The 25,751-nt window shown below is 37.9% G+C and carries 27 protein-coding genes and 2 tRNA genes; 19 read left to right on the forward strand and 10 right to left on the reverse strand.

Annotated elements, in window-relative coordinates:
* Positions 1–2 precede the first annotated feature (2 nt).
* Positions 3–1,670: a hypothetical protein gene (locus G521_RS0100525; RefSeq protein WP_026896766.1), complete on the reverse strand. Its 1,668-nt coding sequence runs from the start codon at positions 1,668–1,670 to the stop codon at positions 3–5.
* Between the two features lie 341 nt (positions 1,671–2,011).
* Between G521_RS0100525 and G521_RS16145 the strand changes: the two genes are divergently transcribed.
* From G521_RS16145 to G521_RS0100550, 6 genes are all read left to right on the forward strand, one after another.
* A complete protein-coding gene (locus tag G521_RS16145) occupies positions 2,012–2,335 on the forward strand; it encodes a hypothetical protein (RefSeq protein ID WP_155975624.1) in 324 nt (107 codons plus the stop codon).
* 123 nt (positions 2,336–2,458) lie between these two features.
* A complete protein-coding gene (locus tag G521_RS18260) occupies positions 2,459–2,926 on the forward strand; it encodes an AAA family ATPase (RefSeq protein ID WP_245580839.1) in 468 nt (155 codons plus the stop codon).
* The gene (locus G521_RS18265; protein ID WP_220096037.1) at positions 2,880–3,227 is read left to right on the forward strand and encodes a hypothetical protein; all 348 of its coding nucleotides are present in this window, start codon (positions 2,880–2,882) and stop codon (positions 3,225–3,227) included. The genes G521_RS18260 and G521_RS18265 overlap by 47 nt, the downstream gene beginning before the upstream one ends.
* Before the next feature lie 26 nt (positions 3,228–3,253).
* Positions 3,254–4,237, forward strand: a complete 984-nt coding sequence (locus tag G521_RS0100540; protein ID WP_036678334.1) for a DUF3871 family protein — start codon at positions 3,254–3,256, stop codon at positions 4,235–4,237.
* A 1-nt stretch (position 4,238) separates the two neighbouring features.
* On the forward strand, positions 4,239–4,484 hold the full coding sequence (locus G521_RS0100545) for a hypothetical protein (RefSeq protein WP_026896768.1): 246 nt from the start codon (positions 4,239–4,241) through the stop codon (positions 4,482–4,484).
* Between the two features lie 117 nt (positions 4,485–4,601).
* Positions 4,602–5,243 (forward strand): hypothetical protein, encoded by a 642-nt coding sequence (locus G521_RS0100550; protein WP_026896769.1) that lies wholly within the window; start codon positions 4,602–4,604, stop codon positions 5,241–5,243.
* A gap of 253 nt (positions 5,244–5,496) precedes the next feature.
* On the opposite strand, the gene G521_RS0100555 is transcribed toward G521_RS0100550, so the two are convergent.
* Positions 5,497–5,569 (reverse strand) — tRNA-Phe (locus tag G521_RS0100555).
* Positions 5,570–5,750: 181 nt separating this feature from the next.
* Between G521_RS0100555 and G521_RS0100560 the strand changes: the two genes are divergently transcribed.
* A complete protein-coding gene (locus tag G521_RS0100560; RefSeq protein ID WP_026896770.1) occupies positions 5,751–7,052 on the forward strand; it encodes a (Fe-S)-binding protein in 1,302 nt (433 codons plus the stop codon).
* Positions 7,053–7,101: 49 nt separating this feature from the next.
* Entirely contained in the window at positions 7,102–7,893 is a 792-nt protein-coding gene (locus tag G521_RS0100565; RefSeq protein ID WP_026896771.1) for a (Fe-S)-binding protein, read from the forward strand.
* A gap of 9 nt (positions 7,894–7,902) precedes the next feature.
* Here G521_RS0100565 and G521_RS16155 read toward each other — a convergent pair whose 3' ends face one another.
* Positions 7,903–8,391: a hypothetical protein gene (locus G521_RS16155; protein ID WP_051189331.1), complete on the reverse strand. Its 489-nt coding sequence runs from the start codon at positions 8,389–8,391 to the stop codon at positions 7,903–7,905.
* Between the two features lie 53 nt (positions 8,392–8,444).
* On the opposite strand from G521_RS16155, the gene G521_RS0100575 reads away from it, so the two are divergent.
* Together G521_RS0100575 and G521_RS0100585 are read left to right on the forward strand one after the other, a co-directional pair.
* A complete protein-coding gene (locus G521_RS0100575; protein WP_026896772.1) occupies positions 8,445–8,936 on the forward strand; it encodes a hypothetical protein in 492 nt (163 codons plus the stop codon).
* A gap of 293 nt (positions 8,937–9,229) precedes the next feature.
* On the forward strand, positions 9,230–10,471 hold the full coding sequence (locus tag G521_RS0100585; protein WP_026896773.1) for a DUF2254 domain-containing protein: 1,242 nt from the start codon (positions 9,230–9,232) through the stop codon (positions 10,469–10,471).
* On the opposite strand, the gene mtgA is transcribed toward G521_RS0100585, so the two are convergent.
* The 4 genes from mtgA to rpsF all read right to left on the reverse strand — a co-directional run bounded on the left by mtgA (position 10,468) and on the right by rpsF (position 12,395).
* Positions 10,468–11,181, reverse strand: a complete 714-nt coding sequence (gene mtgA, locus G521_RS0100590; protein WP_026896774.1) for a monofunctional biosynthetic peptidoglycan transglycosylase — start codon at positions 11,179–11,181, stop codon at positions 10,468–10,470. The two genes, G521_RS0100585 and mtgA, sit on opposite strands and share 4 nt — an antisense overlap.
* Before the next feature lie 122 nt (positions 11,182–11,303).
* Positions 11,304–11,747: a 50S ribosomal protein L9 gene (gene rplI / locus G521_RS0100595; protein ID WP_026896775.1), complete on the reverse strand. Its 444-nt coding sequence runs from the start codon at positions 11,745–11,747 to the stop codon at positions 11,304–11,306.
* A 16-nt stretch (positions 11,748–11,763) separates the two neighbouring features.
* Positions 11,764–12,027 (reverse strand): 30S ribosomal protein S18, encoded by a 264-nt coding sequence (rpsR, locus tag G521_RS0100600; protein ID WP_026896776.1) that lies wholly within the window; start codon positions 12,025–12,027, stop codon positions 11,764–11,766.
* Complete coding sequence (rpsF, locus tag G521_RS0100605; RefSeq protein WP_026896777.1) at positions 12,027–12,395, reverse strand: 30S ribosomal protein S6; 369 nt, start codon at positions 12,393–12,395, stop codon at positions 12,027–12,029. The genes rpsR and rpsF overlap by 1 nt, the downstream gene beginning before the upstream one ends.
* A gap of 324 nt (positions 12,396–12,719) precedes the next feature.
* On the opposite strand from rpsF, the gene G521_RS0100610 reads away from it, so the two are divergent.
* The 4 genes from G521_RS0100610 (at position 12,720) to G521_RS0100630 (ending at position 17,814) form a co-directional block, all read left to right on the forward strand.
* The gene (locus G521_RS0100610; protein WP_026896778.1) at positions 12,720–13,067 is read left to right on the forward strand and encodes a hypothetical protein; all 348 of its coding nucleotides are present in this window, start codon (positions 12,720–12,722) and stop codon (positions 13,065–13,067) included.
* 235 nt (positions 13,068–13,302) lie between these two features.
* Positions 13,303–13,710 carry a hypothetical protein gene (locus G521_RS0100615; protein ID WP_026896779.1) on the forward strand — a complete coding sequence of 136 codons (408 nt, stop codon included), beginning with the start codon at positions 13,303–13,305 and terminating at the stop codon, positions 13,708–13,710.
* A gap of 77 nt (positions 13,711–13,787) precedes the next feature.
* Complete coding sequence (locus G521_RS18080) at positions 13,788–15,821, forward strand: tetratricopeptide repeat-containing sensor histidine kinase (protein WP_051189333.1); 2,034 nt, start codon at positions 13,788–13,790, stop codon at positions 15,819–15,821.
* A 163-nt stretch (positions 15,822–15,984) separates the two neighbouring features.
* The gene (locus tag G521_RS0100630) at positions 15,985–17,814 is read left to right on the forward strand and encodes a DNA polymerase III subunit gamma/tau (protein ID WP_026896780.1); all 1,830 of its coding nucleotides are present in this window, start codon (positions 15,985–15,987) and stop codon (positions 17,812–17,814) included.
* Between the two features lie 37 nt (positions 17,815–17,851).
* Here the strand turns inward: G521_RS0100630 and G521_RS0100635 are convergent, their stop codons facing one another.
* Complete coding sequence (locus tag G521_RS0100635) at positions 17,852–18,280, reverse strand: hypothetical protein (protein ID WP_026896781.1); 429 nt, start codon at positions 18,278–18,280, stop codon at positions 17,852–17,854.
* A 169-nt stretch (positions 18,281–18,449) separates the two neighbouring features.
* Between G521_RS0100635 and G521_RS0100640 the strand changes: the two genes are divergently transcribed.
* Entirely contained in the window at positions 18,450–19,688 is a 1,239-nt protein-coding gene (locus G521_RS0100640; protein ID WP_026896782.1) for an NADP-dependent isocitrate dehydrogenase, read from the forward strand.
* Positions 19,689–19,885: 197 nt separating this feature from the next.
* Positions 19,886–20,725 carry an oxidoreductase gene (locus tag G521_RS0100645; protein WP_026896783.1) on the forward strand — a complete coding sequence of 280 codons (840 nt, stop codon included), beginning with the start codon at positions 19,886–19,888 and terminating at the stop codon, positions 20,723–20,725.
* Here the strand turns inward: G521_RS0100645 and G521_RS17585 are convergent.
* On the reverse strand, positions 20,722–22,209 hold the full coding sequence (locus tag G521_RS17585; RefSeq protein ID WP_051189335.1) for a sensor histidine kinase: 1,488 nt from the start codon (positions 22,207–22,209) through the stop codon (positions 20,722–20,724). The genes G521_RS0100645 and G521_RS17585 overlap by 4 nt on opposite strands.
* Before the next feature lie 199 nt (positions 22,210–22,408).
* Between G521_RS17585 and epsC the strand changes: the two genes are divergently transcribed.
* Together epsC and cysM are read left to right on the forward strand one after the other, a co-directional pair.
* Positions 22,409–23,221, forward strand: coding sequence for a serine O-acetyltransferase EpsC (gene epsC / locus G521_RS0100655; protein ID WP_026896784.1), 813 nt, complete (start codon positions 22,409–22,411; stop codon positions 23,219–23,221).
* 9 nt (positions 23,222–23,230) lie between these two features.
* Positions 23,231–24,103, forward strand: coding sequence for a cysteine synthase CysM (gene cysM, locus G521_RS0100660; RefSeq protein WP_026896785.1), 873 nt, complete (start codon positions 23,231–23,233; stop codon positions 24,101–24,103).
* Positions 24,104–24,174: 71 nt separating this feature from the next.
* Here cysM and G521_RS0100665 read toward each other — a convergent pair.
* Positions 24,175–24,251, reverse strand: a tRNA-Ala gene (locus G521_RS0100665).
* Between the two features lie 132 nt (positions 24,252–24,383).
* On the opposite strand from G521_RS0100665, the gene G521_RS0100670 reads away from it, so the two are divergent.
* Positions 24,384–25,616: a site-specific integrase gene (locus G521_RS0100670; protein WP_162141775.1), complete on the forward strand. Its 1,233-nt coding sequence runs from the start codon at positions 24,384–24,386 to the stop codon at positions 25,614–25,616.
* Positions 25,617–25,751 lie beyond the last annotated feature (135 nt).

The raw sequence follows: 25,751 nt of genomic DNA on the forward strand, positions 1-25,751 counted from the left end.
AACTATTCTAAATCACCAAGAGTATTCTCAGTCTCCTCATTATCTGAAAGGTAACGTGTACTTAAAATTTGTCTGTCACCTAGTTTTGGCATTCTATCTATAAGATGACGTCTTTCTTCCACAGAAAATTCAACATTTAAATTGGTATTAAGTTCGTTATAGTCTTCCTCTACTGTCTGGGGCAGTTCATCTAGGGACTTCTGTACTGAGAAGTCATCAACCTTTAATCCCACAGGAATTCCTGTTAACCTAAGGATCACACTTTCCATGATTTCTTTCACCTGTTCAACATGCTCAGGGGTAGTTAAAATTGAGTCATGGATCGGTATAAGAGGAGCATCAGGAAGTCTGTTATTGATTTCCTTACAAACAATATCCAATATGATCCGGCTCTCCAGTCTTTGAAGCAATATAGGGAGATAGTTTTCATCATCTCTGGTTGACACCTCATTGAAAATCTCCATCAACTGAGCTTCAAGGGGAAACAACTGTTTAAATCTTATAACTGCAGGATAATACTTCTTCTGAGGATCTTTAGAATACAAGATGATCATTATTAGTTTTTTAACTGTCGAACGGTCCTTAAAAATAAGATCAGTTGTACAAAAAACCTTTTTCTCTGCCAGGATAAGGTCATTATAGAAATCATCCGTCCAAACTACCTTCAAAAAAGACAATTCAACCTGTTGATTATCAGCACCTTTCTGTTTATCTACACACATAAGGATATCATTAATCTTAAACTTGATATTACCTTCTTGTATAGAGGTATGTAACTCATGGTATAGAGAATGTATATCCAAACCACTTTCTGACTCCTCATAGCTTTCCTTCATTAGAAGCCGGGTAAACAGATATGGCTGACTAGACTTAATATCTATCCCTACCAAAGGTTTGTTATCATACGTCAGAAACCCTCTCAACTCTTTTTTGAGGTTGGTAATCGAAGAATGAAGTCTCCTATCTTTACCAGTCCTACTTAACTTGAAATCTCCTTCTTCTATTCTCTTGATGGCTTGCAAAGAATTGTTATATCGTAATATAGTTTTGTTTTTTATAATATCCCTATGTTCCGGTTTCTGGCTATCTGCATATTTTAAAAGGTCCTTACGGTAGAACTCGATATAATCATGAATTGCATCAACGTTAATCTTCAACATCCCGGGATCAAACCATTTAGTGATATGAGGGATCTTTCGTAGTTCTAAATTATTTCGCTCAACCATTTCGGTCCTCACTTTTAATACCCTGTCCTTAATAGGACCCTCTGGCATTTCCCTAACTTTAGTCTCCCCGGAATATGGTCCTGACAACCTATATCCTTTACTATACCTTCCTTTAGAGTAACTTTCGTCAACTTCAATTATTCCATTGTCACGGAGGAAATCTAGGGCCTCTGAATACCTTTTACCACACACACTGTTTAATATGGAAGAACTCAGCCGATAGTATCCGTTACTTTCAAAATCGTCCTTGACCTGCCTGTTATCACTCCGATGAATAATGGTATGTAGAATATAGTAAGAGGCAGCTTTAAGAGTTTTTTTTACCGTTTCACTTACTTTCCTCTTCTCAAACAACAATTCATCAAAGTCATAAGCTAGTGGTATTGTCATTGGACAAACCTCCTTAACAATTCTCCCGGCTTTTCTTTTAGAGGAATGACTCATAGTGTTTTTATTGGATTCTCTAATATAAACCATTTCAGGGTTTGGACAATACTTGCGGGTTAGCGTATGAAGGTTTACCGTCATGGATTGTTTTATAACAACCCACACGGCCTATCGGATCACTACAGAAGTATTATAATTATATCTTAATAGCTATACCTACTTAGTGTGGGTCAAAAATAATTTTTTTCCAAAAAAAATCCTGTGTGCAATACACTGTGTAGGATTACTAACTAACAACTCCCCTCCCTTCTTTTACTGGATAGTACCCCCCGGGTGCAGCAGGAATTAACTCATTTTTTCACTTAAATAAAAAGAAAATGGTAAAGATTAATGGCTATGTGATTCGTCAGAGAAAAAGCGACGGAGAATCATTTGTTTGTTTAGAAGTAGCAGGAGGAGTAGAAATTGTCCAAAGTCAGATCACAGGAAAAATGTATGCCACCATCAGGCACTGCAGTATCCCTTGTACGTTCGATGAAGCTACAGCAAAACAGATTGTAGGTAGTGAGCTGCCAGGAATTATTGTCAAACAGGAAACCGATCCTTATGAATATGTCAACAAAAAGACCGGAGAGGTGATGATGCTCAACTACTCCTACTCCTATCAGGCAAGTCCTCAATCTGAGTTGATTGGTAGTTCTAAGGATTTCCAGAGCGCCTAAAGTACCAGGAAAAAACCTTTAAGGGTTAGCCGTTATGGTTAACCCTTTTTTTAAACTTTTATCATTTAATACATAAACCTTATGGATTTAAAACAAGCACAACGAAAGTTTGCTAAAATCAGGATGGCTTTACAAGGTCCGTCCGGTAGCGGGAAAACCTATTCCAGCTTACTTTTAGCATATGGGATCACTAAGGACTGGAGTAAAATAGCAGTTATCGATAGTGAAAACCATTCCGCAGAGTTATATTCTTCTCTAGGACCATACTATGTCTGTCCGTTAACTAGCCCGTTTACACCGGAGCAGTATATGGATGCGATCAGGCTATGTGAGAAATCAGATATCGAAGTTGTAATAATAGATTCGGTCACCCATGAGTGGGAACATCTGCTGGATTATCATGCTAACCTTCCCGGAAACAGTTTTACGGCATGGGCCAAAGTAACTCCGAGACACAATGCATTTATACAGGCGATCATGCAGTCGTCCTGTCATGTTATCTGCACGGTAAGAACTAAACAGGACTATATATTGGTAGAGAAGAATGGAAAACAGGTTCCCGAAGGTTGGGTTAAAGTCTATCCAGCGTGACGGGTTAGAATATGACTTTACATTAGTATTCGATTTGGACATCAAAAACTATGCATCTCCCTCAAAAGACCGCACCGGAATTTTCACAGGGAAGCCCCAGCATGTAATCACCGTATCTACTGGTGAAACGCTGTTCCATTGGTGCAATTCAGTAAGCCCAACAGCAGAAGACATTATTGAGGATATTTCAAAAACCCATACCCTACAGGAGCTACTGAAGCTTTTCAATCAAAACCCTGCATTACAGGGATCCCTTAAACACAAGTTTGAAGAACGAAAACTACAGCTTCAGGCTAAATGAATTCACAAACCCTAAAACGCATAATCATGGAGAATACCATCATTCGACTGGATCAAGTCCAGACTAACCCTTCTGTAAAAGGGCAACCCATCAGTTCCTTTATTACAGCCAACACAACATGGTGTGCTATTGAAGAACTCCGGCATATTCATCATATTCCTGTCTTTGTAAAAGATAATGAACCGGTCATCAGTCAAGTGGACTTTATCGATACCACTGTAAATCTGATCTCTGATCTTTTTTACGGAGAAACTATATCAACCCCGCAGATTCGATGCTCCCATCCAATAAAAGGAAGGATTGCAGAAGCGAAACACAAATCAGCCAATGAGCTGGAAGAACGCGAAAAAACAATTTATTATGAACGGATGGCTTTTGTAGTGGAGATACCCTCCATTACGGAAAAAATCAATGGTAACCTCTTATCTCTTACGGTGGGCGGCGTAAAAGCCTATAACCTGGATAACCTGTACAATAGAAAAGGAGCAGATGAAAGTTTTAAAGTCTTTATCGGCTTCCAGAATAAAGTTTGCACCAATATGTGCGTGTGGTCTGATGGATTTATTGGCGATCTGAAAGTTAAAAATCGTCAACAGCTCAAGGCGTCCATAGGTATGTTAATACAAAGCTATTCCGCTGCAGAACATCTGAAGAACCTGAAACAACTTTGTGATCACAGTCTAACCGAGCAGCAGTTTGCTCAATTGGTCGGAAGATGCCGGATGTATCAGCACCTGCCGAAATCCTACAGGGAAAAACTGGTTTCAGATACACTAGCAATGACCGATACCCAGATTGGCGCAGTTGTCAAAGATTTTTACCACGATCTGGATTTTGGAGGAGATCAGTATAATACCATCTCTCTATGGAACCTATATAACCTTTTTACAGGAGTGAACAAGACCACTTATATCGATAATTTTCTGGATCGATCAGTAAATGCCTACCAATTCGTTAAAAACCTTCAATATGGTCTGGAAAACAAATATTCTAACTGGTTTCTGAACTAATATGGACTATAACGAGAAGTTAACCTTTTATGATGAACGTACACTGCTGGTTGTCAATCCCAAAGGACTTCTAAAACAGCTTCATGTTCCGTTTCAGGTAAAGTGCATTATTCCTTCCGGCCTCATCAAGACGAACACTATGGTTTACGTTGATGCAGTAGCTCAACACCAGAAGTTCAGGATTATGTACCGGGTACTCAACCAATGGATCCCGTACCAGCATTTTCAGATAATGATCAGGTATTAACAACATGTCCATCAGTGAGAAATTATTGATGGACATTGTGTAGTCAGTTGTTCCCTGAATAAGAATTCATCCCGAAGACAAACCCTATATTTAAATTAATGTCTATTACCTATAACTATGAAAAACATTTTAAAGAAAACAGGTATAAAAGGAATGTTTATTCCTCTTTGTTTCTCCCTCATATTGACTTTTAATTGTAAGAAAGAGTCATCCGATCCGGTTCCCGATGTTAATACTTCCAGCTCTATAACTATCCAGTTCAAGGGAAAGACGTTTGTGATACCTTATATTAAGCCTCAAGGTGGGTTTCCAAGTATAGAAGGAGACACGTATTCAAGAAATGAGAACTTGGGATCAACACAACAACCGGTTTCATCCGTTGGAGTAGCAGGTTTCAGTAATGAATTGATAATAGATATAGGAGGTAACAGAAGAGGGGAACCAATTGGTGTTTACAAGTTTGAGAAATACACTCAAGATTCAAATACATTCTACTTTGGGGTTTATCTTCAAGCGAATGCCTCTATAAGTTACCTTGGAGGATCTATGTTAAATCAAAACACTTATACGGATGACTTCCAATTTGGAACCTTTACAGATTTAACTGACGGAAGTAAAGACTGGGAAATTATACATAAAACCAGTACAATAGCCGTAACAAAGAGTGATGCCAAGAAGCTGGAAGGTTCGTTTTCATTGGATCTGAAGTATGCAAATTTGACACAAAAAGCCACAGGGGTATTTGATATTTACAAGTAGTCTGTCAAACTCATGTTTAGTGAAGCTTAGCTAAAGAAATAATATATTCTCGTCATCGATTTCTTATCTCAAACGTGCCAGCTAACGTGCCAAAAGTACCAGTAAAAACTTTTATATTAGAGAATAATAAACCGGTCTTAAAAACTTTACACAAAGAACCTGGATTACCTAAAGTAGAATTACAAACCTTCTTAGCGTATTCTAAACCTAATTAAAAACAAAAAAACCTCAGATTTCTCTGAGGTTCTTATTGTGGTGCCAGCTGGATTCGAACCAGCGACACAAGGATTTTCAGTCCTTTGCTCTACCAACTGAGCTATGGCACCAAACCATATTCCCTTGTTGGGTCTGCAAATGTAGCGTCTTTTTTGACTTCTGAAAATATTTTTTGAAAATAAATGATTTTTATTTTTCACTAATTTAAATTGTGTCTAAATCACTAATTCGGGCGCATCTTTTAGAACCTATTAAACTTAATAACTATTTTAGCCCAACTAACCTTAAAAGATGATCGCTCAGCTTATATTTTTATTATTCACCATCGCGGCAGTTGTACTTTTTACAATCAATGTCCGCAAAATAATCCGGAACATCAATTTAGGCCGCCCGCTCAATCGCTCCGACCGCAAGGCCGAGAGATTGATGGTCATGTTAAAAGTGGCCTTCGGTCAAACCAAAATGACCAAAAAACCCGTTGCGGCTATTTTACACTTTTTTGTATACGTCGGGTTTATTATCATTAACCTCGAAGTTTTAGAAATCATCATTGATGGTTTATTTGGAACTCACCGGATATTCGCTGCACCTCTTGGTGGAATATATTCATTTCTGATTGGTTCATTTGAGATTTTGGCAGCATTGGTTTTAGTTGGAGTGATCGCATTTTATGCAAGAAGAAACTTCATCAGGTTAAAACGCTTTACAGGCGTGGAGATGACATCGTGGCCAAAATCAGATGCGAATTACATTCTGATTATTGAAACGCTGTTGATGGCCGCATTTTTAATTATGAACGCTGCGGATTACAGATTACAGCAATTGGGTTCGCTGCACTACATAGAAGCCGGGGCATTTCCAATCAGCGGCTTAATCGCACCTTACCTTCCTTCTTCAGAATCGGCACTCATCATGATCGAAAGATCATGCTGGTGGTTTCACATCCTGGGAATTCTGGCTTTTTTAAATTACCTCCCCTATTCAAAGCATTTTCATATTCTTCTGGCTTTTCCAAATACCTATTATTCCAATTTGGAGCCTAAGGGCGAATTTTCAAATATGGCCTCAGTAAGTAACGAAGTAAAGGCCATGTTAGATCCTTCCTATACTCCTGAACCTATTGCAGAAGGTGGCAAGTTTGGCGCTAAAGACATCAATGACCTCAGCTGGAAAAGTTTGATGGAAGCGTATACCTGTACCGAATGCGGAAGGTGTACTTCGGCCTGTCCGGCTAATATGACCGGGAAGCTTTTGTCGCCACGAAAAATCATGATGGATACCCGTGACCGAATGGAAGAGGTTGGGAAAAATATTGATAAACATGGGAAAGATTTTAAAGATGATAAATCTCTGCTTGGAAATTACATCAGCCAGGAAGAAATCTGGGCCTGCACTACCTGCAACGCATGTACAGAAGCCTGCCCGGTTAATATAGATCCATTATCCATAATAATGGAATTAAGACGATTCTCTGTAATGGAAGAATCTCAGGCACCGGCAAGTTTAAATGCTATGCTGGGAAATGTAGAGAATAATGGAGCACCATGGAAATATTCTCCTGCCGACAGACTGAACTGGGCCGAAACCAAATAGTCAATTGACCCAGCAGTATTTCACAATTGACAAATCAAAGAATTGACAAATGAACGAATTAAACATACCAACAATGGCCGAGTTAGTGGCCAAAGGAGAAGAACCGGAAATTTTATTTTGGGTAGGATGTGCAGGCAGTTTTGACGAAAGAGCTCAGAAAATTACACGCGATATCTGCAAAATACTTCAGCATGTAGGAATTAAATTTGCAGTTCTCGGAACAGAAGAAAGCTGTACCGGCGATCCGGCGAAACGTGCAGGCAATGAATTTTTGTTCCAGATGCAAGCCATGACTAATATCCAAATTCTCGACGGATATAATATCAGCAAAATAGTTACCGGTTGTCCGCATTGCTTTAATACTATTAAAAACGAATATCCCGGACTGGGAGGAAATTATGAAGTAATTCATCATTCGCAATTAATTCAGCAGTTAATTGATGAGGGAAAATTGAAAGCCGAAGGCGGAGAATCTTTCAAAGGCAAGAAAATCACTTTTCATGATCCCTGCTATTTAGGTCGCGGAAATAACGTTTACGAAGCTCCGCGGGCTGCACTTGAAATTCTGGATGCAGAGCTCGTTGAAATGAAACGTTGTAAATCGAACGGTTTATGCTGCGGCGCAGGCGGAGCTCAAATGTTTAAGGAACCGGAAAAGGGGATCAAAGACATAAATATTGAGCGTATTGATGAAGTTTTGGATTTAAACCCAAATATAGTAGCTGCCGGTTGCCCATTTTGCATGACCATGCTAAGCGATGGCATAAAAAATTACAATAAAGAAGATGAGGTTAAAGTACTGGATATAGCCGAGATCACCGTTAGGGCAAATGGTTTATAACTTGCCGCTTTAATTTTTCTCCAGCTCTTTTTTGATCTGCATTAAATTGGTTTCAATAAAATGCAGATCATTTGGCTCTACATTTTTTAATGGCAAATTTAAGTACCGGCTCATAGAATCCATATTTCCTTTCGGATCATTAAATGTTTGCACAATCACATCATCGTCCATTGTAAGCAAAACCAAATTTCCGCTTTCGGTATTACCTAAATATTTCAGATCCTTATAGCGGTTTAAATTGAATGAAAAATATTCCTGCTTGCCGCTTGCAGAGATTTTCTTGTACCGGATAAAACCATCGTCGGTAATGAGAAGTTCAAATCTTTTAAGTTTAAGTGCTTCTGTATCCCCATTATAAAATTGATTTAATTTTACCTGAGTTTCAAATGCCAGATCGTGGATTGTTCGGTCAGTTTTAAGTGAAAAGCCTGACAGGAATAATACCGGGCAAATTAAAGACATGGCACTCGCAGCAATTACAACCTTACGGGAAAACATAAACAGGAGAAATAAGTTCCTTCGAAAATATTAAAATTCAATAGCTTTGCAACATGAATATTTCTGAAAATTCAAGAATATGGATCTACCAGTCTGACAGGGTTTTAAATTCAGTTGAGCAGCAGCAGATACAACAGATATTAGATACTTTTACAGCTGGCTGGCTGGCTCATGGTCATCAGTTAGCGGCACAGGCAGAAATCTTTCATCAGCGTTTTATTATATTATCTGTTGATGAGCAGGTAGCAGGTGCCACGGGTTGCTCCATTGATAAATCTGTCAAATTACTCCAGGATATCGAAAATCAATTTCACATAAATCTTTTCGATCGTTTTTTAATTGCTTACCGCAATGGAAGTTCTATTCAAAGCTGTAACCGGCAGGAATTTGAGAAACTGATCGAAAACGGATCCGTTACCAGCGAAACCATTGTTTTTAATAATATGCTTACTAAGCGTTTTGAAATAAAAGATAAGTGGGAAGTTGCCTTGAAGGATAGCTGGCATGCGAAGGTTTTCCAGGTTAGTGTAGCCCAAAACACTTAATAAACCGATGGGTCTGTCAGCTATACTCCTCTTTTTTGAAATTATCCTTGCTCCCTTATTGTTGGCGCTAATCGCTCCGCAATTAATAGCGGCATTTTACGCTAAACAAATTGGCCGGAGTTTTTGGTTCTGGTTTTGGATATCGTTCATCCTTCCCATAATTTCTTTAATAATTTTAATGTATTTGCCAGATAAACAATCTGAAACAGAATCCAACTAATCCCCATCTAAACTGTTTAAATCTTTTTCCGACATAATATGTTGGTTTGTAGAATCAATTTATTGAATAAAAAATGGTTGACCAGTGGCTTCGCAAAAAATTTAATTCAATTATTAGTAGCATTGCTTTTTACCCCGCACTACTGGCCGCAGGATTCCTCCTGCTGTCTTACGTCATGCTTGAAATTGACTTTTCAGAATTTGGGAAAGATCTTAAAACACGGTTTACCTTTTTTAGGCTAAGGGATGCCGCGACAGCCCGCACAATTACCGCAACTATTGCCGGCAGCGTCCTTTCCCTTACTGTTTTCAGCTTTTCAATGGTCATGATCCTGTTGGTACAGGCTGCTACAAATTTGAGTAACAGAATGCTGGATACCATGATCGGGAATCGGCTTCAACAGGTTATCCTAGGCTTTTATATCGGAACTATCGTTTATGCGTTGTTTATTTTAAGTACTATTCGAGATATTCAAAGCGGAATTAATATTCCGGCAATAAGTATTTATATATTAATTTTCTTAACTATCATTGATATTTTTCTGTTTATATATTTTCTGCATTACATTACAGATTCGGTAAAATACCAAACCGTCATCAACAGAATACACCAAAAAACGATGCTCTCTTTACGGAATGAGGCCGAACCTGAAGAAAACTTACGCTTTATAAGACCACCGGTCGACTTCCAAAAAAATGAAATAAAAGTCAAAGCAGCCAATTATTATCAAGGTTTTGATCACAGTAAACTTTTAAAGCATTGCCATGAACAAAATTATTATATCGAAATTGTCGAAAAATTGGGTAAATTTTTATTAAAGGGAGAAGCGATAGCATGCCTCTATTCAGAAAAAAAACTTACAATGGATGAAATGAATAAGGTGAATTCATTCTTTGATTTTTATCACGGTCAGCCTATCAATGTAAACGCCGACTATGGTTTTAATCAAATTACTGAAATTGCGATAAAAGCATTAAGCCCCGGAATTAACGACCCGGGAACGGCCATATTAAGTTTAGAAGCTATATTTGATTTGCTGCATTTCAAATTATCTCATCTTGAAAAAAACACATCCCTTGATAAGGAAAACGTAGTACGGATTTTATGGCATTCAAAACAATTTAAGGAGTTATTTAGACAAAGCCTTATCCCGATTTGGGAATATGGGAAAAATGATTACCTCGTTCAGCATTCCATATCTCAATTACTTCTTCAATTAAAATCCAAAAGCGAAAATCATCAAGAAACGGATTTGATTAATCAGCTCTATTTAATTACTTCTAAAAAAGTGAGTAACAATATTCTGAATAATTAGAATTTTAAATGATTCAATCTTCTCATATTTCGCAAAATTAAACTCCTTTTGTAATAAATGTAAGGAGTGGGTTTTGCAGGAGACCACTTGCGTGGATTGGGCAGAACCGCGATTAATAAGGCTGCCTGCGATTTAGTAAGACTTGTTGCAGACTTGCTGAAGTATTGCTGTGTTGCAGCTTCCGCTCCGTAAATTCCGTCTCCGGTTTCTATTACATTTAGATAAACCTCCAGAATGCGTTCCTTGCCCCAAAGCAGTTCGATTAAAGCTGTGAAATAAGCTTCAAATCCTTTACGGATATACGATCTGCCAGGCCAAAGAAATACATTTTTAGCGGTTTGCTGACTGATTGTACTTCCTCCTCTAATTTTTTTACCCGACTTATTTTTTTCAAAGGCTTTTTCCATCGCCTTGAAATCAAAACCGCTATGCTTTAGAAAATTAACATCTTCTCCGGCAATTGCTGCGACCTTAAGGTTAGTAGAAAGTTCATCATAACTCAACCACTCCTTTTCAATTTTCCAGGGTTTGTCATCAGCCTTACGCTCAAATCCACGCAAAACCATTAAAAACGTAACAGGCGGATTGATAAACCTCAGCAAAACAACCCATATAATGCTTACAGCAAAAAACCAAATAACAATTTTGCCAATTATGCGCCCAAACTTATTCCCCTTTCGTTTTGGTTTTAAAGATTTTTTACGTGGCATTTTTTATTGAATTTGATAGAAGAGGCCGATAGAGCCTCTAAAATTTTCACTAAAAAAAAGTGCTTCCTGAATTTCAGAAAGCACTATAATAATCGTTAGCTAAACTCCTCAGAGTTGCAGGCTTACTCAGCTACAACTTCAAAAGGAACCTGAACTTTCACTTCTTTGTGTAAGTTTAAGTTAGCAATATATTCACCTACAAACTTAGGTTCAGTTTCAAACGTAATACGTCTGCGGTCAACTTCAAAGCCTTCTTTCTTTAAAGCATCAGCAACCTGGATTGTATTAACAGATCCAAAAATCTTTCCACTTTCGCCGGCTTTAGCACCAATAGATAATTTAACACCTTCCAAACGAGATGCGATAGCCTCTGCGTCTTTCTTGATTTTATCTTGTTTAAAAGCGGCTTGCTTTAAGTTCTCAGCTAATACTTTCTTTGCAGAAATAGTAGCCATTGCTGCAAAACCTTGAGGGATCAGGTAATTACGACCATATCCAGCTTTTACTGTAACTACATCATCTTTCTCTCCGAGATTTTTGATGTCTTGTTTTAAAATTAGTTCCATTTCGCTTATCTCCCTCTTATTTTAATGAATCAGTAACATAAGGCATTAAACCGATATGACGTGAACGTTTGATAGCCTGGGCTACTTTACGCTGGAACTTTAACGAAGTACCTGTTAAACGACGTGGTAAAACTTTACCCTGATCATTTACAAACTTCAACAAAAAGCTGGCGTCTTTGTAATCGATAAATTTGATTCCGTTTTTCTTAAAACGGCAATATTTTTTACGGCTATCGTCCACTTTGGGAGCGGTAACGTATTGAATTTGATCTTTTGCCATTACTTTGCTACTCCTTCTGTTTTAGTTTCTTTCTTTTTGTTGAAAGCACCGCTACGTTTTTTCTCGCTGTAAGCCATTGCATGCTTATCTAAAGAAATCGTTAAAAAGCGCATCACACGTTCGTCACGTCTGTATTCAACTTCAAGTTTGTTAATAAACTCACCCGGAGCCTTAAATGTAGTTAGGTGATAGAACCCTGTTGTTTTCTTTTCAATAGGGTACGCTAATTTTTTCAAACCCCAATTATCTTCATCGATAATTTCGGCTCCGTTATCTGTCATGAGTTTGCTGAATTTGGTTAAAACCTCTTTCGCAGCCTCTTCTGATAACAACGGGGTAAGAATGATCACTGTTTCGTACTGTTGCATTGTTGCTGTTTAATTATAAATTTTTCCGCTCTTATAGCGGAGCGCAAAAATAGGGATATTTTTCTATTTATCAAGGGGTTTATCCAAATGAAAATTCCAAATTTAAATGCATTAACTATTCTACTCTAGAAGCAGATCTTTTTATTGACTATGGAATTTAAGTTCGAAATCCGGGTATCCTCCAAAACTTTTTTCATTTAATTTCTGCAGCAATTATCACTGATGAATTAACATGTATTAATAATTAATTATATTTATGTAAGGTCTTCTACTTTAAAAGAATTTTTTTATTCAATTATCATTTCACCTTTTAAAATTTGAAATATGTTGACTATTCATATTGTTGATGGCAATCCGGAGAACGGAATTTTAGAATTTGATGTTAATGGAAATCGGGGTAATGGAAATGGTGACGCGAAAAGAACCTGGCAGGTACATTGGATCGTAAAACCTGGCAGCGCTGTTTTAGGCATAACTAATATCAGCATGAAATCAGTACCCGGCAATACTGATATATTCACAAACGATCCACCGGCACAGCAAGGTAATGGACGACAATGGAAAGCAAAAGTGGATGATAATGCCCCCATCGCTGACTATTATTATGACATTGAGTGGGAAAGTGAATCAGGCGTAAAAACACACGATCCCAAAATTTCTGTCAAACCCTAATTCAGGCTTATACAGTTGCTTATAATTTATTGTGAGATATCTATCCGGGCTGGGTCTTCAGTCAAAATAGAATTTTTGCATGCGATGGATATTATTCAATTCTAAAATTGTAAAGTTTTTTGGGTAATAAACTGTCTATTATTATCCAAAAACTATCCATTAATATTCATATTTTTAATATAATTCTGCGGCTATCTCAAACACTAGTAAAATCTCACCTTTAAAAATAATCGCTATGGCTACAATTGGAATAATAAGCGGCAATCCTTCCACTCAGCAACTTAATTTATCTGACCACGGTCATACCCATGAGAATAAAGGAAAATCAATAAAATGGAAAATTGAGAAAAACTCAAATGTCGCATCCATTGAAAATATTGATTTGAAGCCTGGCTCTCCAAACATATTCTCAGAACGCCCGAAAAATGATGGTAAAAAATGGAAAGCCAAAATTGATAAAAATGCCAGCAATTATGCTGAAAGCGAGTATTTTATAAAATGGATGGACTTTAATGGACATCTGTACACACACGATCCAAAAATTTCTGTAAAACCATCATTCATGGCTCTAAAATGGCTTATCGTATGTATCGTTGGCTTATCGGTTGCCGAGCTACTGCGCAGGCAAATAAGTAAGAGGTAATTAATGAGATGATTTTGAGAGGCAATTGCATTTTACATTAATAGAAACAATACATTCTAAATTTTCATCTGCCATAAATGGCTTACAAAAAGGTTTTTACTTTTCTTTTTGGCTTATTTTGGATTAATATATCTCCGGTTTTTTCACAGGAACAGAAAATAGCCGATAGTCTGGCATATATCTATCAGCAAAAAACGCTTACTGATACAGCAGAATTGGAGCTGCTGTTAAATCTGTCTTTTAACGAATTAAGAGATTTAAATAAAGGCTTGAAGTATGCCGAAGAACTTATTAGCCTGGCCAAACAAAGCGAAAACAGCAACTATTTGCGCAGGGGTTATTTCCTGAAGGGAACAAAAGAAAGATCTCTTGGGAAGTTAGAGGAGGCTTTATCAGCGTACTTTATGAGTGCGGAAATAGCCCGAAAATCCAAACATTTAGGTGCCGAAGGAGAATCTTACGGTGCCATTGCTGATGTTTACTCAGTTGGCAACAATCACGTTAATGCCATTAATTACTACAATAAAGCAATCAGTATTCTTCGGCAGACGAAAGATTCAATTAGCCTGGCCTCTTCACTTCTTAACGCCGGCGACGAGCTTCTCAAAACTAAAAAATATGATATTGCGCTTAAACATCTTCAGGAGGCAAAATTAATTTTCAACAAGTTTAATTATGAAAGCGGACAGGGATACAGTTTGGGCGGCTTAGGTATGCTGTATGCAAGTATCGGGAAAAACAGTCTGGCTGAGAAAAATATAAATGATGCAATCCGTATTCTGGAGAAGGCTCAGGATTATTATCCCATTTGTGATTACCTTATCTCCATGGCCGATATTTACTCTAACAAAGGAGTTAATCAAATAGCCCTGAATTATGCCTTAAGGAGTTTTCATCTTGCAGAACAGTATGGATTAAAAGAGCAGATTGAAAAAGCCAGCCTTAAACTATCGGAATTATATGAAAAAGACGGAGACATAACGGAGTCTTATAAATATTACAAAAAGCATATCGCCTACAGAGATAGTATTCACAATATCCAAACTGTGCGGCAAATGGCCGACCTGCGCACAAATTATGAAGTTTCTCAAAAACAAGCAGAGGTCAATATGCTTAACCGGCAGAAACAAAATGAGCGGTACTTAATTATTGCAATGGGTATTATTCTCGGCTTAACCATCTTTATAATAGCCACTTTATTAAAAAGTAATCAGCATAAGCGAAAGGCATACAGAATTCTGCATTTACAAAAAAAGGAAACCGAAAAGCAAAAATTGAAAGCAGAAGATGCTCTTGCAGAATTGCAGGTAACTCAAAAACAACTCATACAAGCTGCAAAAATGGCTTCGCTGGGCGAACTGACCGCGGGAATAGCCCATGAAATACAAAACCCTTTAAACTTTGTAAATAACTTCGCAGAAGTAACGGTTGAACTTCTTGGTGAATTAAGAGAAGGCGTGATGAATAAATTGAAAGCATCAGACAATGCCGAAGCAGAGGAGATTATCAATAATCTGGAGAATAATCTTAAAAAAATAAGTGATCACGGAAAACGGGCAGATTCTATCGTAAAAGGAATGTTGCAACATTCAAGGTCAAGTACGGGCAAAAAAGAATTCACCGATATTAATGCATTAGCTGATGAGTACCTTCGCTTAAGCTATCACGGTTTAAGAGCCAAAGACAAAGAGTTCAATTCCAGTTTCAATACCGATTTCGATCAAAGTATAGGCAAATTGGATATTCTGCCTCAGGATATCGGAAGAGTATTATTGAATTTATTCAACAATGCTTTTTATTCGGTAAACGAGAAAAAGAAACAACTGAATGGTGATTTTGAACCTCTTGTAACGGTAACAACTAAAAGAGTGGGCAGCAAAATAGAATTATCTGTTAAAGATAATGGATCAGGCATTGCTCAAAAATCTCTCGAAAAAATATTTCAGCCATTCTTCACAACAAAACCAACGGGACAAGGGACAGGCCTTGGTTTATCGCTAAGTTATGACATCATAAAAGCACACGGGGGTGAGCTTAAAGTTGAAACTAAAGAAGGAGAATTTGCTGAATTCATTATTCAATTGCCGATAAGCAACCACAAAAAGGGATGACATCAGTTGTGGTTAGAGTTGATCCAATGTCGACTGTAAGAAAAATCACGATGAAATCCATCTTAAACACTTTTTAGCGTTGCAGGCAATTCTCTAAATCCTGATTTTGCAGAAAGTTAATCCGCTTTCTATTATCTCACATCTTCTTATTATTTTAGCGGCGATGGATAATTTTATAGTTTCAGCACGTAAGTACCGACCGGCAACCTTTCAAACGGTTGTTGGTCAGCAACATATTACCAATACGCTGAAAAATGCTATTAAGAATAATCAGCTTGCCCAGGCATTTTTATTCTGCGGACCACGAGGTGTGGGCAAAACTACCTGTGCCCGTATTCTTGCAAAAACCATCAATTGCCAGAATTTAACCGAACAAAGTGAAGCCTGCGGAATTTGTGATTCATGCCGCTCATTTCAGAACGGTAACTCCTTCAATATACATGAACTGGATGCGGCGTCAAACAATTCGGTAGATGATATCCGAAGTCTGATTGAACAGGTTCGCATTCCGCCGCAAGCGGGAAAATATAAAATCTATATTATTGATGAGGTTCATATGCTTTCTCAGTCGGCATTTAATGCCTTCCTGAAAACATTGGAAGAACCGCCATCTTACGCCATTTTTATATTAGCCACAACCGAAAAGCACAAAATTCTTCCCACTATATTATCCCGTTGTCAGATCTTTGATTTTAACAGGATTAAGGTGGATGATATGGCCAATCACCTGGCTGATATCGCAAAAAAAGAAAACGTCAATTATGACTCAGACGGCTTGCATCTGATCGCTCAAAAAGCAGATGGCGGTTTACGTGATGCCCTTTCAATGTTTGACCAGATTGTTAGTTTTTCTAACAGAAATGTTAATTACAAAGCGGTAATTGACAATCTGAACATTCTGGATTATGATTATTATTTTAAGCTAACCGATGCACTGCTTGCAGAAAACGTGTCGGAAACCTTACTAATTTTCGATGAGATTTTAACTCACGGATTTGACGGCAACCATTTTATTACCGGCCTGGCTACTCATTTAAGAAATCTTTTGGTTGGTAAAGATGCAATCACTTTAAAATTACTGGAGGTTAGCGAAGGCATTAAGCAAAAATATCAGGAACAGGCTCAAGCAACCTCTGCCTCTTTTCTTATCTCTGGTTTAAACATCGCTAATCAATGCGATTTAAATTATAAAACCAGTAAAAACCAGCGATTGCAGGTTGAGCTGGCTCTGATCAAACTCTGCCATATTAAATCAGCATTAAATATTTCATCTTCATCCACTCAGGTTGAAGTAAAAAAAAAACCTGATTCACCAGTAAACCAGGCAAAAGTTCAGCAGCAACAAAAGCCCGCTGAGGAAATTAGCAAACCGGAAATTACTGCTGTACCTGTTCCAGATAAGCCTTTAGATATTGCTAAAACAGCTCCGGCTTCAGAGCCAGTTCCATCGCCGGAGGCAGAAAAAAACAATACGGCAAATCCAAGTCACGCAGAAAAACCGAAGATTAATATCTCTAAGCCAAGCTTGATGGCCGGTGCGTCTATCATTCCTAATCTGAATGATCTGAATGCCAGTTACTCTAAAAAAGAAGAAGATAAAATTGACTATGTTTCGGGCGACAGTAGAAATATTTTTACAGAAGCAAGCATGCTTAAATTATGGAACGAGTATGCGGAAAGGATAAAAAAAGCCAACAAAATCAACATTTTTACTTTGATGACTTCCCATGCACCGGTATTATTGGAGAATCACCAAATTGAAGTAACTATCGAAAATAAAATTCAGGAAAATCTGCTGAGTCATGAAAAAATTGACCTGCTGAATTTTCTGAGGGTGGAGCTTCAAAATTTCGAAATTGATATTTCAACCCGTTTGATTGAGCAAACCGATAAAAAGCGCTTATATACTTCTTCTGAAAAATACGAACACATGATTGAGAAGAATCCTAAACTCGAAGAATTAAGAAAACGCTTTAACCTGAATATTGATTAAATGATAAACATCCCAAAAAGGATGTTTATCATAATCACTAAAATTTCTTTTTCTTTTCCATATCATTTTTAGGATAACCTTCCTCATCCAGATCATCCCGGTCATCTTCCGGTGTGTGGGAAAGTTCGGCATCGATGGCGCTTAATTCAACAATTTTACCGTTGTCTATATGCATTCCTAAATCTTCAAATGTAGATTCAACAGAAATATCGGTATCGTACTCCTCCATCGCGGTTGGATTGGCGGTATCGTAATCAGAATCCGCATCGCCGCCATTTTTTACAGCGGTATTGTATGGATCAGGATGGTTATATTCTCCATCTTCTCCTTTTACATCAAATTCAAAACTTCCTTCAGATTTATTGTAGGACAAGTTATGCTTAGCTCCTTCTTTGGAATCAATTGAGGGAATTTCATTTTTATCTTCCTGGGAATTCTGTTTCGGCGAATTGTTATTCGTTTTCATAATTAAAATTTAAATGAACATCTGCATATTTAAAACTACCGGAAGTAACTTTTAGTTTTCAGTAAATAACTTAGTTTGGAAAATACCTGTTCTATTTACTGTCGGTCTTAAAATCAAAAATTTATATCTTTGCGGGCTCTCATAAATGTGTTAATAAGAAAAACGCCATATGTCAATAGAAAAAATTAAAGTAGCTAACCCTGTTGTCGAACTAGACGGGGACGAAATGACCCGGATTATCTGGAAATTTATAAAAGACAAACTGATATTTCCTTATCTGGACCTGGATATTAAATATTATGATCTGGGAATGGAATATCGCGATGAAACGAATGACCAGGTAACGATAGATGCAGCAAATGCTATCAAGCAATATGGCGTTGGAATTAAATGTGCAACTATTACTCCGGATGAGCAGCGTGTTGAAGAGTTTGGTTTAAAGCAGATGTGGAAATCTCCGAACGGAACCATCCGTAACATTCTGGATGGTACAGTTTTCCGCGAGCCTATTGTAATGAGCAATGTTCCGCGTTTGGTACCAAACTGGACCGCTCCTATTTGCATTGGCCGTCATGCTTTTGGCGATCAGTACCGGGCTACAGATTTCTTAACAAAAGGAAAAGGTAAATTAAACATCACTTTCACGCCTGAAGATGGCGGCGAAGTTCAGTCGTATGAAGTTTATAATTTTCAGGGTGATGGTGTAGCTTTGGCTATGTATAACACGGATGAAAGTATCCGCGGTTTTGCCCGTGCTTGCTTTAACCAGGCTTTATTAAAAAAATGGCCTTTATACCTTTCAACTAAAAACACGATCCTTAAAAAATACGACGGTCGTTTTAAAGATATTTTCGAAGAAATTTTCCAGGGAGAATTTAAATCGGAATTTGAGGCCAACGGCTTAACTTACGAGCACCGTTTAATTGACGACATGGTTGCTTCTGCTTTAAAATGGCATGGTAATTTTGTATGGGCCTGTAAAAACTACGACGGAGATGTTCAATCTGATACTGTGGCCCAAGGTTTTGGTTCATTGGGATTAATGACTTCTACATTGGTAACTCCGGATGGAAAAACAATGGAAGCAGAAGCTGCTCACGGAACTGTAACCCGTCACTACCGTGATCACCAGGCCGGAAAGCCAACTTCTACCAATCCGATTGCCTCTATTTTTGCATGGACCCGCGGTTTGGAATTCCGCGGAATGCTGGACGACAACCAGGAATTAGTTAATTTCTGTAAGACGTTAGAGCAGGTTTGTGTTGAAACCGTAGAAAGCGGAAAAATGACTAAAGATCTTGCGGTGAATATCCATGGAAATAAAGTAGCACATGGAGAGCATTACTTATACACGGAGGAATTTTTAGCAGCAATTGATGAAAATTTAAAAGCTAAGCTTTCAAAATAATTAATAATAGATTTCTTTAAAAAACCGTTCAATTAATTGAGCGGTTTTTTTTTGCCTTATGGAGGATAATTAATCTCTTGATATTCCTAAAGTTCATACAGAAGATTTTTTAAATTTATAAATGTAAATGCCGGGTAACTTAAAAGCCGGTTCATGTAAATCCTGAAAAGGTATCCCGATAATTTCAAATTACTAGTATGATTATTCCCTCAAAAATCTGGTTTATAACAGGCGTTTCCGGCGGATTGGGCCGTGCTTTAGCCAGAGAAGCTGCAGAAAGCGGCGATATAGTTTTCGGCACCTTAAGAAAACCTGAGCAGGTTGAAGAATTCAACCAGTTAGTTAGTGGTAAAACCTTCGGACTGGAGCTGGATGTAAATGATCATTCTCGGGCCGATCAATTGATCACCCATGTACGTGACCAGTTTGGCAGAATTGATATATTGGTCAATAACGCCGGTTACGGCCTTTTTGGCGCAATTGAAGAAGTTTCGATAGAAGAAGCCCGTCAGCAAATGGAAACAAATTTTTTCAGTGTTCTGGCATTAACACAACTGGTATTGCCCATTATGCGAAATCAGGAATCAGGGTCGATTATTCAGATTTCATCTATGGCCGGTATCCGTTCAAATCCCGGTTTGGGAATGTATAATGCCAGCAAATTTGCTTTGGAAGGATTTAGCGAAGCTCTGGCGCTTGAAACTGCAGAAATGAATATCCGTGTTATGATTGTAGAGCCGGGACCATTCCGTACAGATTGGGCAGGCTCATCCGCTGTTCGATCTCAAAAGATTATAAATGAATACGATTCTACTGCTGGCGAACGAATCCGGATGATAAATAACTACAGCGGCACCCAGCCGGGCAATCCGGTTAAAGGTGCAAAAGCGATTATAAAAGCTATAAAAAGCGACAATCCTCCATTAAGATTGGTTTTAGGCAAACCCGCTTTAGATGGTATCCGCGAAAAGCTTAAATCTATAGAGCAAAATCTGTCTGAGTGGGAAGCAACAACCTTAAATACTTCATTCGATTAATTACCCCGTACAGGTAATGAAAAGAAAAATGTAGATCCTTGTCCCGGTTCGCTTTCAACCCAGATCTCTCCCTGATGACGATCCAAAATTTCACTTGAGATAAATAAACCGATACCTAAACCTTGAAACTTCATATCGCTGTTTTCAACTCTGTAAAACCTTTTAAAGAGATTGTTTAAATTTTTGTTATCAATACCTATCCCAAAATCCGTAATAGAAACAAGCAGCCTGTTTTCAATAATCTTACTTTTTAATATTACCAGATCAGCATCTGGCGAATATTTAACAGCATTCGTTAGAATATTGTGGATAACCTGTTCGATGCGCATTTTATCCCCAAAGCAATTAACCTCAGCCGATTCTTCAATTTCAATGCGGTGGGATTCTGTTGCGTGCTGTACACTTTCTACACATTCGGATAATAATTCACTAAATGAAAATTCCTCGAAATTGTAAATCATTTTATCAGCCTTAATTTTTGAAACATCCAACAGATCAGCAATTAAATTCTCAAGGCGACGAATATAATGAGATGCTTTCCCCAGAAATTGAACCGGCAGAGCATTGCCCGAAACCACACTTTTTTCCAGCAACTGAATATATGCCTTTAAGCTGGTTAGCGGAGTTTTAAGCTCATGGCTTGCCATACTCAAAAACTCATCTTTCTTTTCGTCGAGGATTTTTGACTGCATTAAGGCCGCTTGCTGCCTGATGATCTCCTGTTGCAATAATTTATGCTCTGTTATATCTGATATAAACGCAATAAAAAGCCAATCATCATCAACTTTTACATTTGAGATACTCAGGTTAACCGGAAAAACGTGGCCTTTCTGGTGCAAAGCTTCAATTTCAATGGTTCGATTTAAGACCGGCCCCTCTCCGGTTTTTAAAAAATGGGCCATACCCATAGCATGAGCTTCCCTAAATTGAGGCGGAATGATAATATCCCCAAGAGGCCGATTTAGCACATCTTCTGTTTTAAACCCAAATATCTCCTCTGCTTTTGGGTTCCATTCAAGTACTGTTTGATTTTGATCAATGATTACTACAGCAGATGGTGCGCTTTTTAAAAATGTATTTAAACGCCGCTGATTCTTTTCCAAATTTAATTCAGCTACCCTTTTTGAAGTGATATTTTTGAAAACACCCCGGGTATAAACCGGTTCCTGAACGTCATAAACGCAGCCGATCTGACCTTCTGCAAGAATTTTTTGTCCGTCTTTCGTTCTTAATTCAAAACTGATATCTTCCAGCTTATTTGTGGCTATAACACTTGAACGGTAATTTTTATAGATCTCATGAGATTTCGGATCAATAAATTCATAAATACTTTTCCCGATTACTTCTTCTGCACTGAATTGCAAATTATTTAACCAGGCAGGATTAACTTTTAAAATTTTGCTATCGATATCAAGAAAATGAATCAGGTCGCTGGTATTATCAAAAAGATCTTTAAAGTGAACATCAAAATTTAGACTCTTCATCAAATAGTTTATAAATTAAAAGTGTAACAAAAATGATGCAAGTTGTAATCAAAGTTTAATAAAAATGTAAATCAAGGAATTAGTTTGCTTAAGATTTTGAGTCTGACTGCAGTTTTAAAATGACGTTCAGCTGAATTCAGATTTTAATTCAAAATCCGGAATTTTTAAAGATATAGGTATCTTTAAAAACTCATACATCATGGACAAAATTTTTTTACAGCATATTTACAGCAAGCAGAAACAGTTCCAGGCAGTTCCATCGAATGAAACTATATCCCGCTGGGCTTCAGACCTTATCTGTTTACTGTTTCCCGAGCAGGCTAAATGCACTTTGAATTCAATTGAAGATGTAACGCGGGCATTTGCCGATAAAGAAAACGAATTGACCAGCATTTTGAACGCTACAACAGCCTGTCAGGATTGCAATAATCATTTAATTTCAGAAACTTTTTTTGAAAGACTCCCGGAACTTTACCGTGTATTAACTACCGACATCAATGCAATTTTCGAAGGAGATCCGGCTGCAAAAAGCGAATTTGAAGTGATCAGAACTTATCCGGGTTTTCTGGCGATTTCTTTTTACCGGCTCGCTCATTTATTACTTCAGTTGGATGTGCCCCTTTTACCCCGGTTGCTTACGGAGTTTGCGCATTCAAAAACAGGCATAGACATTCATCCGGGAGCTAAAATTGATGAATCTTTATACATCGATCATGGAACCGGGATAGTTATTGGTGAAACCACCGAAATTGGAAAACATGTAAAGCTTTACCAGGGTGTAACTCTCGGCGCTTTAAGCGTGAATAAAACAATGGCGAATATCAAGCGGCATCCAACAGTAGAAGATCATGTGATCATTTATTCAGGCGCTACCATTCTTGGAGGCGAAACAGTTATCGGCCACCATAGTTTAATCGGAGGAAATGTGTGGTTAACTAAAAGCGTTCAACCTCATTCAACGGTATATCATATGCCTTCAATAAAAGTAATTAAATCAAAAATCATCGATTAATTTAATCTTATGGCAAGTATTATAGATCTGGTTGGGAATACACCGATGGTGGAAATCCAAAAGTTAAATCCCAATCCAGAAGTGAAAATATTCGCGAAGCTGGAAGGCAATAATCCCGGCGGCAGCGTGAAAGACCGTGCTGCGCTCAGTATGATTCGCAGTGCTATTGAACGGGGTGAAATCAAGCCGGGAATTAAACTGATTGAAGCCACCAGCGGAAACACCGGAATTGCACTGGCCATGATTGCCCGTTTGTACAACCTGGAGATCGAACTGATTATGCCCTCTAGCTCTACCCGCGAAAGAACCCTGGCAATGGAAGCCTTCGGCGCCAAAGTAACTTTGCTGGATAGTATAGAAATCTGTCGGGATTACGCTGAAGATAAAGCCGCTACGGGAGAGTACTTTATTTTGAACCAGTTCTCCAACCCCGACAATTATAAAGCTCATTATAAAACCACCGGACCGGAAATGTGGAAGGATACCGATCACTTGATCACTCATTTTGTGAGTTCGATGGGTACTACGGGAACTATCATGGGTTCGTCAATGTATTTAAAGGAGCAAAATCCGGCTATTCAGATTGTGGGATGTCAGCCCACAGAAGAATCCTCAATTCCCGGCATCAGGCGCTGGCCGGCGGAATACCTTCCCAAAATTTTCGATCCGAGCCGTGTGGATCGCATTATAGATGTATCGCAGCAAGAAGCAACCGCCATGACCCGCAAACTTGCAAAAGTAGAAGGGATTTTTGCAGGCATGAGCAGCGGAGGTGCCGCTTCGGCAGCGTTTCGTTTAGCTTCAGAACTGGAATCTGGATTAATCGTATTTATTGCTTGCGATCGCGGGGATAGGTATCTGAGTTCGGATTTATTTGGATAAGTAAATCCATTTCACTAAACGGAAATCATCTGATTAATAAAGAAACAAAAAAAGCCACCCAAGGGTGGCTTTGGTGGAGAATACCGGAGTCGAACCGGTGACCTCTTGCATGCCATGCAAGCGCTCTAGCCAGCTGAGCTAATCCCCCGTTTGAGAGGTGCAATAATCATCATTTTTATTTCTTAATGCAAATAATCATCTCGCTTTTTACAAATTCTGCAATTAATTGCACGTCAAAAGCACGTCAAAAACACCGCAGTCTGACCACAATTTCAATGATGTGGTATCAATTAAGATTATTTTAGAAAAAAGAAAGCCCAAGAGGGATGGTTCATTTCCTCTTTACTTTCAAATCTGCTTCAAAAGAAAAACAACTACCAGGAGCACAAAGATTTCCATCAATGAATCCTGTTGGGATGAGGATAAGAAGGAAATCAAAAGGAATCATCCGAATTTTAAGCTTTTAAATCAATCGCTTAAAAAGCAATTTGCAGACATTCAGTCAGAGCTTTTATTGGCTGATGAAGAAAAAGTGATAAGCTATTTTAAACCTAAGGCAACTATAGCTTTTGTTCAAACGGAGGTAGAGATATTAAAAACGAAAAAAACTGTTTTCCAATTTGCTGAGGAACTGATAAAGGATCTGAAACTATCTAATAAGATTGGAAATGCCTGGGTTTACGAATCTACAGTAAATGCCTTAAAGGGTTATCATCCTAACGAGATTCTGTTTGAACAGATAGATTATTTGTTTCTGGAGGATTATCAGAAGCATCTATTAAAGAGAGAAATTAAGCCAAATTCAATTTACTTATATATAAGAACCATCAGAATCTTCTACAATAAGGCGATTAAGCAAAAGCTTGTAGATAAAGCTTTATATCCCTTTGATGACTTCAAATTAAGACCTGAAAGGACTCGCAAGAGAGCTATCGACAAAGAACTAATCAAGCAGATAAAGAATTTAAGCCTTGTAGAAGACTCCACCATCTGGCATGTTAGAAACTGGTTTTTGCTTTCCTTCTACCTTATTGGAATCTCAGTAATTGACTTAGCTCTTCTTATTAAGAAAAATTACCACGAAGGCAGAATTGAGTACAAGAGGAAAAAGACCGGGAAGTGGTATGATATAAAGATTGTACCCCAAGCTGCTGTAATATTAAAACTCTATCTAAATTCAGACAAAACTTCAGGAGAATATATCTTACCTATTATTAACTATCAGCCAAAGAATGAAGAGAATTTAATGCGAATAGTTAAAAGCAGGACCAAACTAATCAATAAGTACATAAAAAAGCTAGCTGAAATGATAGAATATGATGGTGAGATCACTTCATACACTGTCAGGCATTCTTGGGCAACCACCGCCAAAAAAATGGGTTATAGTAATGAGGTAATAGCAGAAGCACTCGGACATGAATATGGGAACGCAATAACTAATGTTTACCTGGATAAGTTTGATAAAGTCGTTGTCGATGAAGCGAATGAAAAAGTATCTTCAAGTCTGGAATAGACTAGGAATTCCACAAATAAGATTTTTTATCTTCCTTAAACTAGGACATAAATTCTTCAAAAAATCATTATTAAGAGGTTAATATTATTTTTGTCCTAAACCTGAAAGGCAGTTCTTATATATGGGACTGCCTTT

This window comes from Daejeonella oryzae DSM 19973 (assembly GCF_000422945.1).
Classification (GTDB): Bacteria; Bacteroidota; Bacteroidia; order Sphingobacteriales; family Sphingobacteriaceae; genus Daejeonella; species Daejeonella oryzae.